Origin of the sequence: Limibacillus sp. (assembly GCA_037379885.1) — a bacterium.
Taxonomy (GTDB): Bacteria; Pseudomonadota; Alphaproteobacteria; order Kiloniellales; family CECT-8803; genus JARRJC01.
The window spans coordinates 75535-89623 of record JARRJC010000009.1 but is presented as its reverse complement, the minus strand read 5'-3'; the positions used below and the strand labels follow the sequence as shown (position 1 = coordinate 89623).

Below are 14089 nucleotides of genomic sequence, written 5' to 3'. Positions count from 1 at the left end.
GTCGCCGGGGCCAAGGTCTTCGGCAAGGCGATCACGCTCTATCGCATTCCCCAGGATCTCTCCGCGATGATCATCGCCAACTTCCAGGAGGCCGGGCTCTTCATCCTGGTGGTGGCGCTGGTGCTGGTCCTCATGGGGCTGTTCCTGGAGGCGCTCTCCATGATGCTGATCATGGTACCGGTGCTGGCCCCGGCCCTCTTGCCGCTCGGCATCGACCCGATCTGGTTCGGCGTCTTCTTCGTGATCATGGTGGAGTGCGCCTTGATCACGCCGCCCGTGGGCCTCAACCTCTATGTGATACAAGCGGTCGGAAAGGCCAGCATGAGCGAGGTGGCGCGCGGCGTGCTACCCTTCCTGCTGCTGATGCTCGTGACCGTGGTGATCTGTTATCTGATCCCCGATATCGTGCTCTACATACCCTTCAAGATGTGACCAACCCCGGAGCTTTCCTCTCATGACCTCCCCCGCCGACAAGCTGCGCGCCCTCCTGGCCAAGCCGGGCCTGACCGTGATGCCCTGCTGTTTCGATGCGCTCTCCGCCAAGATGATCGAACAGGCGGGCTTTCCGCTGACCTTCATGAGCGGTTTCGCGGTCTCCTCCGCGCGGCTCGGCATGCCGGACACCGGCCTCATCTCCTATGGCGAGATGCTGGATCAGGGCCGCAACATCTGTCAGCGGGTCTCGATCCCGGTGATCGGCGACGGCGACACCGGCTACGGCAACGCCATGAACGTGAAGCGGACCGTGCGCGGCTATGCCGGGGCCGGCTTCGCCTCGGTCATGATCGAGGACCAGATCGCCCCCAAGCGCTGCGGCCACACCAAGGGCAAGGCGGTGGTGGGGCGCGACGAGGCGCTGCAGCGCATCCGCGCCGCCGTGGACGCGCGCGAGGAGCTGAAGGCCGAGGGCGCGGGCGACATCCTGATCCTGGCGCGGACCGACGCGCGCGAAGACCACGGCCTCGACGAGGGATTGGAGCGCGCGCGGCTCTTCAAGGAGGCGGGGGCCGACATCCTCTTCGTCGAAGCGCTGAAGAGCGAGGAGGAGATGCGCACCTTCTGCTCCAGCCTGCCGGGCCCGAAGATGGCCAATCTGGTGGAGCAGGGCCATACGCCGCTGTTGCCGCCCGAGGTTCTGGAGGACATCGGCTACCAGATCGCGGCCTATCCGCTGACCATCATGAACGCCGCCATGACGGCCATGCGCGACGCGCTCGCCGCCATGAAGGAAGGGCGCCATCCCCAAGAGCTGATGGACTTCGCCGAGCTGCGCCGGATCGTCGGTTTCGACGACTACTACGCCGAGGAAGAACGCTACGCCGGACGCTGACCCGGCGCGCGCTCGTCGGCAGTTGCCCGACGCCATCCCTTCTGCTAGCTTCCGCGCGCATTTCGCGGGCGGCCGGTGCCGTCCGCCGTTCCTGACAGCGTGAAAATCAATCGAGAAGGTCGGCCATGAAGATCAATGGCAACGAAATCCGTCCCGGCAACGTTATCGAGCACAACGGCCAGCTCTGGCGCGCGGTGAAACTGCAGCACGTGAAGCCCGGAAAGGGCGGCGCGTACGCCCAGGTCGAGCTGAAGGACATCCGCCACGGGACCAAGCTGAACGAGCGCTTCCGCTCTTCCGAGACGGTCGAGCGCGTGCGCCTGGATCAGAAGGACTATCAGTTCCTCTTCGCCGACGGAGAGATGCTGACCTTCATGGATCAGGAGACCTACGAGCAGATCACCGTTAACGCCGACCTGGTGGGCGAGCCCCTGCCCTTTCTCGCGGAGGGCATGATGGTGACCATCGAGAGCTACGAGGACGACCCCATCTCCGTGACCCTGCCGGAAACGGTGGTGGAGGAGATCGTCGAGGCCGACGCCGTGGTGAAGGGGCAGACCGCTTCCTCCTCCTACAAGCCGGCGATGCTGGCCAACGGCGTGCGCATCATGGTGCCGCCGCACATCGAAAGCGGCACCCGCGTGGTGGTCAACACCGCCGAGGCTTCCTACGTCGAGCGCGCCAAGGACTGACGCCCGGCATGCGCTCCCCCCTCATCAACGTCATGGTAAAGGCGGTCATCAAGGCCGCCCGCTCCGTCCAGCGCGACTTCGGCGAGGTCGAGAACCTGCAGGTCTCCAAGAAGGGCCCGGCGGATTTCGTCACCCAGGCCGACCTGAAGGCCGAGCGCAAGCTGCGCGAGGAACTGCAGCAGTCGCGCCCGGAGATCGGGTTCCTGCTGGAGGAGTCCGCCAAGGCGGGTGAGAAGATCGGCGAGCACGCCGTCTGGGTCGGCGACCCGCTCGACGGCACCACGAACTTCCTGCACGGCCTGCCGCACTGGGCCGTCTCTCTGGCGCTGGTCGAGCGCGGCGAGCCCACGGCGGCGGTGATCTACGACCCCATCAAGGAAGAGCTCTTCTTCGCCGAGCGCGGCAAGGGCGCCTACCTGAACGACCGGCGCCTGCGTGTCTCCGGACGGCGGCGGCTGGAAGAGTCCGTGCTGGCGACCGGCATCCCCTTCAAGGGCGCGAAGGACCACGACCGCTTCCTGGGGGAGCTGGAGCGGGTCATGGCCGAGACCGCGGGCGTGCGGCGCTGGGGCGCTGCTTCGCTCGATCTGGCCTATGTGGCCGCCGGGCGCTACGACGGCTTCTGGGAGCGGGACCTGATGCCCTGGGACGTGGCGGCGGGGGTCTTGCTGGTGCGCGAAGCCGGCGGCTTCGTGTCCGCGATCGACGGGCGCGCCTTCCGCTTGGAGGGCGACAGCATCCTCGCGACCAACGCCGAGATCAATCTCGTCTTGCGAAAGCTGCTTAGCCGCAAGGAAAAGAGCGCTTAGCGGTTGTTCGCGCCCCTGTCTGCCCTTAGTCTTTGAGCCGCGAATCACGCGGGGGCAAAAGGTAAGAACATCATGGCCGTCAACGAGGCCCAACAACTCCTGAACAGGCAGATGCGCCAGACCCGGCGATCCCACGAGAAGCTGGCCCTGCTCAGCGCCGTGAGCCTGCTCGCGGTGGCGCTGCCTCTGGGCGGCGGTCTGGCTCAGGAAACAATCCCCGAAGATCCCGCCGCCGGCACCACGATCATCAGCGGCAGCGGCGTCTATCATCTGCCTGAAGGCGTCTACGTGCCGCCGGTCCTGCGCCCGCAGACCCAGGAAAGCCTGCCCGAAGCACCGGAGCGCGTGACCGACGCCGCCCCGGCGCCGACACCGGCGCCGACGCCTGCTCCCGCACCCGCGCCCGCCGCCGAGACACCGCCCGAGCCGGAAGTCGCCGCGACGCCCGAACCGGAAGCGCCCGCCCAACCCGCCGCCGAAAGCCAGCAGATCGACCAGACACCGGTTCCGGTCGCGCCAGCGCCAGCGCCTGAGCCAGCCCCGGCCCCTGCGCCTGCGCCCGCACCAGAACCACAAGCGGCACCCGCGCCCCCGCCGTCTGCGGAGACGCCGCCCGCCCCTGCGCCCGAGCCTGCCCCCGAGCCTGAAAGCGACGTCGCTCAGGAGCAGGAAACGCCCGCCGAGGAGGCCGGAGAGGCCGCAGCGCCGCCCGCGGTGCCCGTGGCCCCGGTCGAGGATGTGACCGGCCAGCCGGACGCGCCGGCGGAAGCGGTCGAGGAAGCGGAGCCAGAGGAAGAGGGCGAGCAGATTCCGCCCGAATTGCAGCAGCCGCCGGGCGACGTCTTCACCCTCGCCTTCGAGCCCGGCTCTTCCAGACTGCCGGACGGCGCGGCGCCGACCCTGGCCGAGGCATCCGACCGCGCGAAGCTGCGCCCCGGCGCGCAGATCACGCTGATGGCCTACGCGGCCGGAGAAGAAGCGAGCGACCAGCGCGCCCGGCGCCTCTCGCTGGCGCGCGCGCTCGCCGTGCGCGGCTTCCTGATCCAGCAGGGGATCGTCTCGACGCGGGTGGAGATCCGCCCGCTCGGCGCCTCCAATCTTTCCGGCGAGGCCGACCGGGTTGACATCATCGTGCAGCGCTAGGGCATCGTGCAGCGCTGAGGCATCGTGCAGGGCCAAGGCACAGCCACCTTTTTGCCGCAGTTCCTGGCCTAGAATGGCGGCGCAAAAAGAGACCGAAGGGCCGGAACGGCGCCCTCGCCGGGCCCCTACACCGGACCCGCTTCCACCTAAGGGGGATGAGAGCCTGAAATGACCCGTCCAACCCGATTTCTGATCCGCATGCTGGTGTTCCTGGCGCTGGTCGCGGTGGCGGCGGTGCTGCTCTATCCGCGTCTGGCCGACGCCTTCGCCGCCAACGTGGTGCTGAACGGCATGATCCTGCTGGTGCTGGGCCTCGGCGTGCTCTTCATCTTCAAGAGCGTGATCGGGCTCTATCCCGAGACGGCCTTCGCGGAAAGCCTGAAGCAGGACTCCAGCGGCTACAATCTGGTGCTGCCCGGCGAGATGACCCAGCAGCGCGCGCCGCGCCTCCTGAGCCCGCTCGCCACCATGATCGGGGAGCGCAAGGGGCGCCTCACCCTCTCTACCATGACGCTGCGCTCGATCCTCGACGGCATCTCCAGCCGCATCGAGGAGACCCACGAGATCTCCCGCTACCTGATCGGCCTGCTGGTCTTCCTGGGCCTGCTCGGCACCTTCTGGGGCCTTCTGGAGACGGTGGGCGCGGTCGGCGACACCATCCAGAACCTGCGCGTGGACGGCGGCGATGCCGGCGTCATGTTCAATGAGCTGAAGGCCGGGCTGCAAACGCCGCTCTCCGGCATGGGCACGGCCTTTTCCTCCTCGCTCTTCGGCCTCGCCGGGTCGCTGGTGCTGGGCTTCCTGGAGCTCCAGGCCGCCCAGGCCCACAACCGCTTCGTCAACGAGCTGGAGGAATGGCTTTCCAGCAACACCCGCATCTCCTCCGGCGGCGGCGGCGCGGAGGGCGAAGGCTCCGTTCCGGCCTACATCCAGGCGCTTCTGGAGCAGACGGCCGACTCCCTGGACAACCTGCAGCGCATCATGGCGCGCGGGGAGGAGAACCGCTCCTCGCTGGATCAGGACCTGGCCGCGCTGGCAGAGCGCATGGCGCTGCTGACCGACCAGATGCGCTCCGAGCAGCAGGTGCTACGCCGTCTGGTGGAAACCCAGGACGACCTGCGCCCCGTCTTGCAGAAGCTGGCCGACAAGGCGCCGGAGTCTGGCGGCGGGGTCGACGACCTGACCCGCGACCACATCCGCTCCATGGACCACAGGCTGGAGCGCATCGCCTCTGAGATCGGCAAGGGCCGGTCGGAGATCGTCACCGAGATGCGCAACGAGATCCGCCTGCTGGCGCGCACCATCGCCGCGCTGGCCGAGGAAGAGAACCGCTAGACCCATGTATAACCTCAGACGCGGCGGCGGCAGGCGGGCGGTCAACATCTGGCCGGGCTTCGTGGATGCGCTGGCGACCCTGTTGCTGGTGGTGATCTTCGTCCTCTTGGTCTTCATCGTCGCGCAGTTCTACCTCTCCAACGCGCTTTCCGGGCGCGATCAGGCCCTGGCGCGGCTGGAGGCGGAGGTCGCCGAGCTGTCCGACCTGCTGGCGCTGGAGCGCTCGGCCAACGCCGACCTCAGGCTCAACATGGCGAGCCTATCCAGCGAGTTGCAGGCCTCGTTGGAGGCGCGCGATTCCTTACGCAACCAGATCGCCTCGCTCCAGTCGGAGCGGGAGGCGCTGAACCAGCAAATCTTGAGCGCGCGCGACGAGCTGTCCTCCCTGCGCGGCAGCCTCGACCAGACCCAGGACCGCAACGCTGAACTGGCCGAGGAACTGGACCGCCAGCTCTCCGTCACCGCCGAGCTCAGGGGCCAGCTCGAAGACGCCTACGCCACCATCGAGGCGGACAAGGAGACCATCGAGGCCCAGCTCGCCGAACTCGGCATGCTGCGCGAGCTGCGCGATTCCCTGCGCGAGCAGGTGGCCGAGCTCTCGACCCGCCTTCAAAGCTCCGAAGAGGCGGCCGAACAACTGCGCAGCCGCCTCGCCGCCGCCGAGGAGACCATCCAGATCGACCGCGGCCAGCTCGAGGCCCAGGTCGCCGAACTCGCGATCCTGCGCGACCTGCGCGACCAGCTTCGGCGCGAGGTGGCGAACCTGGAGGCGAAGGTGCAGGCGGCCCTCGATTCAGAGGCCGAGACCGAGGGTGAACTGGCGCGTCAGAAGGACCTGCTGGCCGATCAGGTGGCGCTGACCGAAGAGGCGCAGGCCCAGGTTCTGCTGCTGAACCAGCAGCTTCGGGCCCTGCGCCGCCAGCTCGCCCGTCTCAACGCCGCGCTGGAGGCCTCCGAGGCGCTGAACGAGGACCAGCGCGCCCAGATCATCAACCTGGGCGAACGCCTGAACGCGGCGCTGGCGACCAAGGTGCAGGAACTGGCCCGCTACCGCTCCGAGTTCTTCGGGCGTCTGAGGGAAATCCTGGGTGAGCGGGACGACATCCGCATCGTCGGCGACCGCTTCGTCTTCCAGTCCGAGGTGCTGTTCGAGACCGCCGAAGCGGAGATCGGCGCCGAGGGCAAGGCCCAGCTGGCGAACCTCGCCGGGGCCCTGAAAGAAATCGCCGCCGAGATTCCCGAGGACATCGACTGGATCCTGCGCGTCGACGGCCACACCGACAAGCGCCCCATCAGGACGCCCGAGTTCCAGTCCAACTGGGAGCTTTCCACGGCCCGCGCCCTCTCGGTCGTCACCTTCCTGATCGGCGAAGGCATCCCCCCGAACCGCCTCGCCGCCACCGGCTTCGGCGAACACCAGCCCATCACGGACGAGGACACCCCCGAAGCGCTGTCAAGGAACCGCCGGATCGAACTGAAGCTGACGGAGCGGTGAGAACGCTCAGATATCCAAGTTCGCCACGTTCAGGGCATTTGCCTGGATGAACTCGCGTCTGGGTTCGACGACGTCGCCCATGAGGGTTTCGAAGATCTGGCCGGCTTCGTCGCTGTGGGCGACCTTGACCTGCAGGAGGGAGCGGGCCTCGTGGTCCATGGTGGTCTCCCAGAGCTGCTCGGCGGTCATTTCGCCCAGGCCCTTGTAGCGGCTGATGGAAAGACCCTTCCGGCCCAGTTCCATGATCGCGTCGGCGAGGTCGCAAGGCCCGGTGATGCGGTAGCGCTTGTCCTTGCAGGTCAGCTCGCCGGGCTTCATGTAGCTTTCCTGAAGCTCGGTCGCCAGCGTATCCAGGCGGCGCGCCTCGGCCGAACGCAGCGTGGCGGCGTCGAGCGCGCGCCGTTCGGTGACGCCGCGCAGGCTGCGCTGGAACAGGAGCCCCCCGTCCTCCGCCACGGAGCCTTCCCAGCCGCGCTCGCCTTCCGCCTCCAGCGCGTCCAGGCGCTTGGCGATGTAGGCCGCGGCCTCGGCCGCCTGCTCGGGGTTGGAGATGATCTCCGGGTTGAGCGCACCGGCGATGGCCGACTGCTCGACGATGCGCAGCGACCCGACCTTGCGGACCAGCGATGTCATCCAGTGCTTGGCGCGGTTGGCGCGCTCCACCTGGGCCTTCAGGTCCGGGCCCGCGATCTGCGAGCCGGAGCCCAGCACCAGCAGCGAATCCTCGACGCCCTGGTCGATCAGGTAGCCCTCCATCTCGCTCTCGCCCTTCAGGTAGACCAGCGAGTTGCCGCGCTTGGCGCGGAACAGCGGCGGCTGGGCGATGTAGAGGTAGCCGCGCTCGATGATCTCCGGCATCTGCCGGAAGAAGAAGGTGAGCAGCAGCGTGCGGATGTGCGAGCCGTCCACGTCGGCGTCGGTCATGATGATGATCTTGTGGTAGCGCAGCTTTTCGATGTCGAACTCTTCGCGCCCGATGCCGGTGCCCAGCGCCGTGATCAGCGTGCCGACCTCCTGGCTGGAGAGCATCTTGTCGAAGCGCGCGCGCTCCACGTTCAGGATCTTGCCCTTCAAGGGCAGGATCGCCTGGGTCTTGCGGTCGCGGCCCTGCTTGGCCGAGCCGCCCGCCGAGTCACCCTCGACCAGGAACAGTTCGGAGAGCGCGGGGTTCTTCTCCTGACAGTCGGCCAGCTTGCCGGGCAGCGAGGCCACGTCCAGCGCCGACTTGCGCCGCGTCAGCTTGCGCGCCTTCCTCGCCGCCTCGCGCGCGGCGGCGGCCTCGACCACTTTGGAGACCACCTTGCGCGCCTCGTTGGGGTGCTCCTCGAAGTAGCGCTCCAGCGCCTCGTTCATGACGGACTCCACCACCGGGCGCACCTCGGAGGACACCAGCTTGTCCTTGGTCTGGCTGGAGAACTTGGGGTCCGGAACCTTGACCGACAGCACGCAGGTCAACCCCTCACGCGCGTCGTCGCCGGTCAGCGAGACCTTGTCCTTCTTGGCGAGGCCCGAGGAGGCCGCATAGGCGTTGATCTGGCGCGTCAGCGCCGCGCGGAAGCCCGCCAGGTGCGTGCCGCCGTCGCGCTGCGGGATGTTGTTGGTGAAGCAGAGCACCTGCTCGTGATAGGCGTCGGTCCACTGCAGGGCGCACTCCACCGTGATGCCCTCCCGGTCCTCGGTCGCGTGGATCGGCGGCTCGAACAGCGGCTGGCGGGTCTTGTCCAGATAGGCGACGAAAGCCAGGAGGCCGCCGTCATAATGCAGCTCGACCTTCTTGGGTTCGGCCTGGCGCTCGTCGCGCAGCTCCAGACGGACGCCGGAGTTGAGGAAGGCCAGCTCGCGCAGGCGGTGCTCCAGCCGGTGGAAGTCGAAGTCGGTCATGGTGAAGACCTCGTCGGAGGGCATGAAGGTGATCTCCGTGCCGCTCTTGCCCTCGGCTTCCCCGGTGATCTCCAGGGGCTTGACCGACGCGCCGTCCTCGAAGCGCATGGAGTGGACCTTGCCGCCACGCCAGATGGTCAGCTCCAGCCACTTGGAGAGCGCGTTCACCACGGACACGCCGACGCCGTGCAGACCGCCCGAGACCTTGTAGGAGTTCTGGTCGAACTTACCGCCCGCGTGCAGCTGGGTCATGATGACCTCGGCGGCGGAGATGCCCTCCTCCTTGTGGATGTCCACCGGAATGCCGCGCCCGTTGTCGGTCACGGTGACGGAGCCGTCGCCGTTCAGGATCACGGTGACGCCGTCGCAGTAGCCCGCCAGCGCCTCGTCGATGGAGTTGTCCACCACCTCGTAGACCATGTGATGCAGGCCCGAGCCGTCGTCGGTGTCGCCGATGTACATGCCGGGCCGCTTGCGCACGGCTTCCAGCCCGCGCAGCACCTTGATGGACTCAGCGCCGTAGTCCTCGGCGGCCTGTTTCTTCCTGTCGTCTTTCTCGCTCATGGCTCTTATCCAGCTCTCTTTCGCGACTGCCCGCTCAGGCGGGCGTGATCCGCGCGTCCTCCACGCGGAAATGCTGCGCCTTGTCGCCCAGGGGCTCGAAGAGCGCGGAATCGGTTCCGGTCAGCCAGGTCTGAGCGCCCAGCGCCGTCAGTTCGTCGTAGAGCGCGGCGCGGCGCTTGGCGTCCAGGTGCGCCGCCACCTCGTCCAGCAGCAGCAGGGGACGCTGAGCGCGCTCGGCCGTGATCAGCCGGGCGTGCGCCAGCACGATGGAGATCAAGAGCGCCTTCTGCTCGCCGGTCGAGCAGAACTCGGCCTCGCGCTTGCGCTCCAGATGGGTGACCCGTAGGTCGCTGCGGTGCGGACCGTGGGCGGCGCCGCCGGTCTCGGCGTCGCGCTCCCGCGAGGCGGCCAGGCGCTCGCGGAAGCGGTCTTCGACCTCCAGCGCCTTGGACGCGCCCAGGCCCGCTTCCAGCTCGCCCGCAACGGCCAGCCCGGCGCGCGGGAAGGCGCCCTCGGCGGCCGCGCAGGCGCTGGCCAGCCGTTCGGTCATGGCGCAGCGCGCCGCCGCGATGGCCACGCCCTGCCCCGCCAGCGTCTCCTCCAGCGCGGAGAGCCAGGCCGGGTCGGGCCGGCCCGCGTCGCCGCGCAGGATTCGCGAGCGCTCGCGCAGGGCGTTCTCATAGGCGGTCAGGCGGCCCGCGTGCGCCGGATCGGCGCCGAAGACCAGCCGGTCCAGGAAGCGCCGCCGCTCGCCCGGCCCCTCAAGGAAGAGCCGGTCCATGGCCGGGGTCAGCCAGAGGACGGACAGCAGCTCGCTCAGGCTCTGCTGGCTGCCGACGTACTCGCCGTCCAGCTTCATCACCCGTTTCTCCCTCGGACCCGCCGTCGCGTCGCGCCCGGTCCCGACCTGACGGAGGCCCTGGGGCGTCTCCAGCTCGGCGGCAACGGCCCAGGGGGCGGGCGCCTCGGCCCCCGCCGTCTCGCGCCGGTCGACCTCGGAGAGGCGCGCCGAGCGCAGGCCACGGCCCGGCGCCAGGAAGGAGATGGCTTCCAGCAGGTTGGTCTTGCCCGCGCCGTTCGGCCCGGTCAGCACCAGGGGCCGCCCGTCGCAGGTCAGCGTCGCGCTGTCATAGCAGCGGAAGGCCGACAGGCTGAGGCGCGCAATCCAGAGCGCGCCGGCCCCCGCGACGGAGGGGGTCTCTCCCCCGTCCAGGGCGGAGGCCCCGATGGTTTCGCGTTTGGGGAGGGCGGCCAAGCGGCTGCCCCTCAAACCCGCATGGGCATCAGCACGTAGAGCGCCGATTCATCGCTCGCATCGCGGACGATGGTGGGAGAGGCGGCGTCGGAGAACTGGAACAGGGCCTCTCCGCCTTCGATCTGCTCTGCGATGTCGAGCAGGTAGCGGGAGTTGAAGCCGATCTCCAGCGGCTCGCCGGTGAAGCCGACCTCGATCTCCTCCACCGCGCTGCCGTTCTCCGCCGAGGTGGCGGACAGCACCAGCGTGGAATTGGAGAGCGCCAGCTTAACCGAGCGGCTCTTCTCCGAGGAGATGGTGGAGACGCGGTCCACGGCCTCGCGGATCGACTTGCGGTCCACCTCCATGGTCTTGTCGTTGCCCGAGGGGATGACCCGCTCGTAATCGGGGAAGGTGCCGTCGATCAGCTTCGAGGTCAGGACCGTCGAGTTGAAGGAAAAGCGCACCCGCGTCTCGGAGATGGCGATGTTCACCGTGTCGTCGGCCTCGTCCAGCAGCTTGCGCAGCTCCTGCACGGTCTTGCGCGGCACGATCACGCCCGGCATGCCCTTGGCCCCGTCGGGCAGCGGCATCTCGAAGCGCGCCAGACGGTGACCGTCGGTCGCCACCGCCCGGAGGACGGCGACGCCGCTGTTCTCGGCGGCGTGCAGGTAGATGCCGTTCAGGTAGTAGCGCGTCTCCTCGGTGGAGATGGCAAAGCGCGTGCGGTCGATCAGGTTGCGCAGCTCGGTCGCCGGCACCGCGAAGGACTGCGGCAGGTCGCCCTGATTGGCCGCCGGGAAGTCCTCGCGCGGCAGCGTGGTCAGGGTGAAGGTCGAGCGCCCGGCGGCCAGCGTCATCTGGCCGTTGTCGCCGGACAGAGAAATCTCGATCTGCGCCCCATCGGGCAGCTTGCGCACGATGTCGTAGAGCGTGTGCGCCGGGGCCGTGGTCGCGCCCTCGGCGGAGACATCGGCGGCGACCTGCTCGACGATGGTCAGGTCCATGTCGGTCGCGGTCAGGGAGAGCGTCCCGCCGGAAACCTCCATCAGCACGTTGGACAGGATGGGAATGGTGTTGCGCCGCTCGACGACGCTCTGCACGTGGGCGAGCGATTTCAGAAGGGCAGCGCGTTCGATGGTCAGTTTCATGGCGTTTCCAAATGGCTTTCTATGCGTCTCAAATGTCCGCCCCAAGCGCGCTCTGCGCCGCCCGGAGCGACCCCCAAATCAAACCCGCGTCTTGCTTGGAAAAACGGCCCGAATCGGGCCGGAAGGACACGGGGTTGCACTATAGACCAGCGCGCCCCGAATCGTAAGGATTTTCAGCAGTTTTCTTGCACCCGCCGGGGGGCTGGAAAGTGGCGCGGAATGGCGCTTAGAGAGGCGCTAGGAAAGCCGCTCAGTTCTCCAGCATGCGGCGCAGCAGATCGACCTCTTCGGCGAAGCCGATGTCGAGGCTTTTCAGCTCCTCCACCTTGCGCACGGCGTGCATCACGGTGGTGTGGTCGCGTCCCCCGAAACGCCGGCCGATTTCCGGCAGGGAGCGGGAGGTGAGCTGCTTGGCGAGGTACATGGCGACCTGACGCGGGCGGGCGACGGCGCGCGCGCGGCGGGCGGAAACCATGTCGGCGTGGCGGATATCGAAATGCTGGGCGACGCGGCGCTGGATCTCCTCGATCGTGAGCCGGCGCGCATTGGCGTGCAGCAGGTCGTGCAGCACCTCCTGCGTCGTCTCCAGCGTGACCGGACGCCCGACCAGGGTGGAGTGGGCCACGATGCGGTTCAGCGCGCCCTCGAGCTCGCGCACGTTGGAGGTGATCTTGTGGGCCAGGAACTCCTGGACCTTGGTGGGCACGGTGACGCCCAACTGCTCGGCCTTGGACTGGAGGATGCCGAGGCGCAGCTCATAGGTCGTGGAATCGATCTCGGCCACCAGCCCCCAGCCGAGGCGCGAGCGCATGCGCTCCTCCACGCCTTCCAGGTTGGAGGGGCTCTTGTCGGCGGAGATGATGACCTGACGGTTCTGGTCGACCAGCGCGTTGAAGGTGTGAAAGAACTCCTCCTGCGTGGACTCGCGCCCGCCGATGAACTGCACGTCGTCGATCATCAAGATATCGACCGAACGGAACTGCTCCTTGAAGGCGACGGTGTCCTTCGTGCGCAGGGCCCGGATGAACTGGTACATGAACTTCTCGGCAGAGAGGTAGATGACCTTCTTCTGCGGCGAGCGCTTGCGCAGATGCCAGGCGATGGCGTGCATCAGGTGGGTCTTGCCGAGCCCGACCCCGCCATAGAGGAACAAGGGGTTGAAGGGCACGGCGTCGGCCTCCGCGACGCGGCGCGCGGCGGCGTAGGCCAACTCGTTGGGATGGCCGACCACGAAGCTCTCGAAGGTGAAGCGCGCGTCGAGCGGCGCTGAAATCTCGTTGTAGCCGTCGCGGGCGCGCTCCTGCGGCGCCTTCACGGACTCCAGGGTCGCCGCGTCCTCGGCGTCCCGCTCCACGCTGCTGGCGATCTTGGGCTGGCCATGGCCGGCCCCGGCCACCGGGGCGCGGGTCGGATTGGTGCGCAGGATGATCTCGACGCCCTTGAGGGAAGGATCGACGGAGGTCCAGAGGGCGCGCAGACGGTCGGCGTAGTTGGAGGTGACCCAGTCGCGCATGAAGCGGGTCGGCACCGCCAGGCGCACGCTGCCATTATGCAGCCCGACCAAGGTCAGCGGCTTGAGCCAGCTACGGAAGGCGGCCTCGCCTACCTCTTCGCGCAGGCGTCCCCGTACCTTCGCCCACTCTTCGCTGACATCCCGCTCGGCCTCGCTTCTGCCCATACTTAGAACTCCACCCCTTCTCTACAATTTCGATCTCTCAACCCGTCCGGCTCTCTTCTTGTGGAGAGCCAAAGTTCAGCTAACGTTATTCGGAAGTTAGCGCCGGAAAGTCTCTAAATAGACGACGAAAGATCAACGTAGTCTCCCTATCCCTGTTATTTACTTAGAATTTCTTGATTTTTATTGTTTATTCAGGGTCTACCCATGGGCAAGAGAGTACCCCTTCCGGACGCGGCTTTGCAACGAGACTGTAAAGGGAACAGCGCAAATTCTTTCGGCCCTGTGGCCGATTCGCTGCTTGACTCCTGGGGGCTCTTTCGTTCCAACCGCGACCCGCCAAAAGGGCCGCGAACTGCGGGGTTGCGGGCATGCAAAACGCCGCGCCCCAGAGGAGGCGCGGCGTTGGAATTACCGCTTCGTGTTTGGCTGTGGGGACTTAGCCCAGCGCCTTCACACGAGCGTAGAGCCGTGAGATCTTCCGCGCGGCCGTGTTCTTGTGCAGCACGCCGGCGCGCACGCCGCGGTGCAGTTCCGGCTGGGCGTCCTTGAACGCCTGGGTGGCGGCTTCCTTGTCGCCCGAGGCGATGGCGAGCTCCACCTTTTTGACGTAGCTGCGAATGCGGCCACGGCGCTCGCCGTTGATGACAGCGCGGCGCTCGTTGCGGCGGATCCGCTTCTTGGCGGACAGATGATGGGCCATAAGTCTCGACCTTCGTTTATATAAAGCTGTACGGGTGATCTGAAGGCCGGGGTTATACCCGCCGACTTGGGGGCCGT

Annotated in this window: 12 protein-coding genes; 7 read left to right on the top strand and 5 right to left on the bottom strand. The window is 67.5% G+C overall.

The genetic code is table 11. The features are described 5' to 3' along the window. The 7 genes from P8X75_04940 to P8X75_04910 form a co-directional block, all read left to right on the top strand. Nucleotides 1-432, top strand: a 432-nt coding sequence (locus P8X75_04940; protein MEJ1994548.1) for a TRAP transporter large permease subunit, incomplete at its 5' end; no start/stop codon positions are given. Nucleotides 433-454: 22 nt separating this feature from the next. After that, a complete protein-coding gene (locus tag P8X75_04935; protein MEJ1994547.1) occupies nucleotides 455-1330 on the top strand; it encodes an isocitrate lyase/PEP mutase family protein in 876 nt (291 codons plus the stop codon). A 125-nt stretch (nucleotides 1331-1455) separates the two neighbouring features. Next, entirely contained in the window at nucleotides 1456-2022 is a 567-nt protein-coding gene (efp, locus tag P8X75_04930; GenBank protein ID MEJ1994546.1) for an elongation factor P, read from the top strand. A gap of 8 nt (nucleotides 2023-2030) precedes the next feature. Next, a complete protein-coding gene (locus P8X75_04925; GenBank protein ID MEJ1994545.1) occupies nucleotides 2031-2831 on the top strand; it encodes an inositol monophosphatase family protein in 801 nt (266 codons plus the stop codon). Between the two features lie 72 nt (nucleotides 2832-2903). Then, nucleotides 2904-3974 carry an OmpA family protein gene (locus tag P8X75_04920; protein MEJ1994544.1) on the top strand — a complete coding sequence of 357 codons (1071 nt, stop codon included), beginning with the start codon at nucleotides 2904-2906 and terminating at the stop codon, nucleotides 3972-3974. A 168-nt stretch (nucleotides 3975-4142) separates the two neighbouring features. Then, the gene (locus P8X75_04915; GenBank protein ID MEJ1994543.1) at nucleotides 4143-5309 is read left to right on the top strand and encodes a flagellar motor protein MotA; all 1167 of its coding nucleotides are present in this window, start codon (nucleotides 4143-4145) and stop codon (nucleotides 5307-5309) included. Between the two features lie 4 nt (nucleotides 5310-5313). Further along, nucleotides 5314-6804 carry a peptidoglycan -binding protein gene (locus P8X75_04910; GenBank protein ID MEJ1994542.1) on the top strand — a complete coding sequence of 497 codons (1491 nt, stop codon included), beginning with the start codon at nucleotides 5314-5316 and terminating at the stop codon, nucleotides 6802-6804. A gap of 6 nt (nucleotides 6805-6810) precedes the next feature. Here P8X75_04910 and gyrB read toward each other — a convergent pair whose 3' ends face one another. The 5 genes from gyrB to rpsT all read right to left on the bottom strand — a co-directional run bounded on the left by gyrB (nucleotide 6811) and on the right by rpsT (nucleotide 14012). Next, nucleotides 6811-9249 carry a DNA topoisomerase (ATP-hydrolyzing) subunit B gene (gene gyrB, locus P8X75_04905; protein ID MEJ1994541.1) on the bottom strand — a complete coding sequence of 813 codons (2439 nt, stop codon included), beginning with the start codon at nucleotides 9247-9249 and terminating at the stop codon, nucleotides 6811-6813. Nucleotides 9250-9283: 34 nt separating this feature from the next. After that, the gene (gene recF / locus P8X75_04900; GenBank protein ID MEJ1994540.1) at nucleotides 9284-10504 is read right to left on the bottom strand and encodes a DNA replication/repair protein RecF; all 1221 of its coding nucleotides are present in this window, start codon (nucleotides 10502-10504) and stop codon (nucleotides 9284-9286) included. 11 nt (nucleotides 10505-10515) lie between these two features. Continuing rightward, nucleotides 10516-11634 (bottom strand): DNA polymerase III subunit beta, encoded by a 1119-nt coding sequence (gene dnaN / locus P8X75_04895; protein MEJ1994539.1) that lies wholly within the window; start codon nucleotides 11632-11634, stop codon nucleotides 10516-10518. 250 nt (nucleotides 11635-11884) lie between these two features. Next, entirely contained in the window at nucleotides 11885-13312 is a 1428-nt protein-coding gene (gene dnaA, locus P8X75_04890) for a chromosomal replication initiator protein DnaA (GenBank protein MEJ1994538.1), read from the bottom strand. 436 nt (nucleotides 13313-13748) lie between these two features. After that, nucleotides 13749-14012, bottom strand: coding sequence for a 30S ribosomal protein S20 (gene rpsT, locus P8X75_04885; GenBank protein ID MEJ1994537.1), 264 nt, complete (start codon nucleotides 14010-14012; stop codon nucleotides 13749-13751). Between the last annotated feature and the right edge of the window lie 77 nt (nucleotides 14013-14089).

Excerpts from the sequence above, each read along its gene's own strand:
- P8X75_04915 (MEJ1994543.1), top strand. The coding sequence starts at position 4,143 with ATGACCCGTCCAACCCGATTTCTGATCCGCATGCTGGTGTTCCTGGCG.
- P8X75_04935 (MEJ1994547.1), top strand. The coding sequence starts at position 455 with ATGACCTCCCCCGCCGACAAGCTGCGCGCCCTCCTGGCCAAGCCGGGC.
- rpsT (MEJ1994537.1), bottom strand. The coding sequence starts at position 14,012 with ATGGCCCATCATCTGTCCGCCAAGAAGCGGATCCGCCGCAACGAGCGC.
- P8X75_04920 (MEJ1994544.1), top strand. The coding sequence starts at position 2,904 with ATGGCCGTCAACGAGGCCCAACAACTCCTGAACAGGCAGATGCGCCAG.
- dnaN (MEJ1994539.1), bottom strand. The coding sequence starts at position 11,634 with ATGAAACTGACCATCGAACGCGCTGCCCTTCTGAAATCGCTCGCCCAC.
- gyrB (MEJ1994541.1), bottom strand. The coding sequence starts at position 9,249 with ATGAGCGAGAAAGACGACAGGAAGAAACAGGCCGCCGAGGACTACGGC.
- P8X75_04925 (MEJ1994545.1), top strand. The coding sequence starts at position 2,031 with ATGCGCTCCCCCCTCATCAACGTCATGGTAAAGGCGGTCATCAAGGCC.
- efp (MEJ1994546.1), top strand. The coding sequence starts at position 1,456 with ATGAAGATCAATGGCAACGAAATCCGTCCCGGCAACGTTATCGAGCAC.
- dnaA (MEJ1994538.1), bottom strand. The coding sequence starts at position 13,312 with ATGGGCAGAAGCGAGGCCGAGCGGGATGTCAGCGAAGAGTGGGCGAAG.
- P8X75_04910 (MEJ1994542.1), top strand. The coding sequence starts at position 5,314 with ATGTATAACCTCAGACGCGGCGGCGGCAGGCGGGCGGTCAACATCTGG.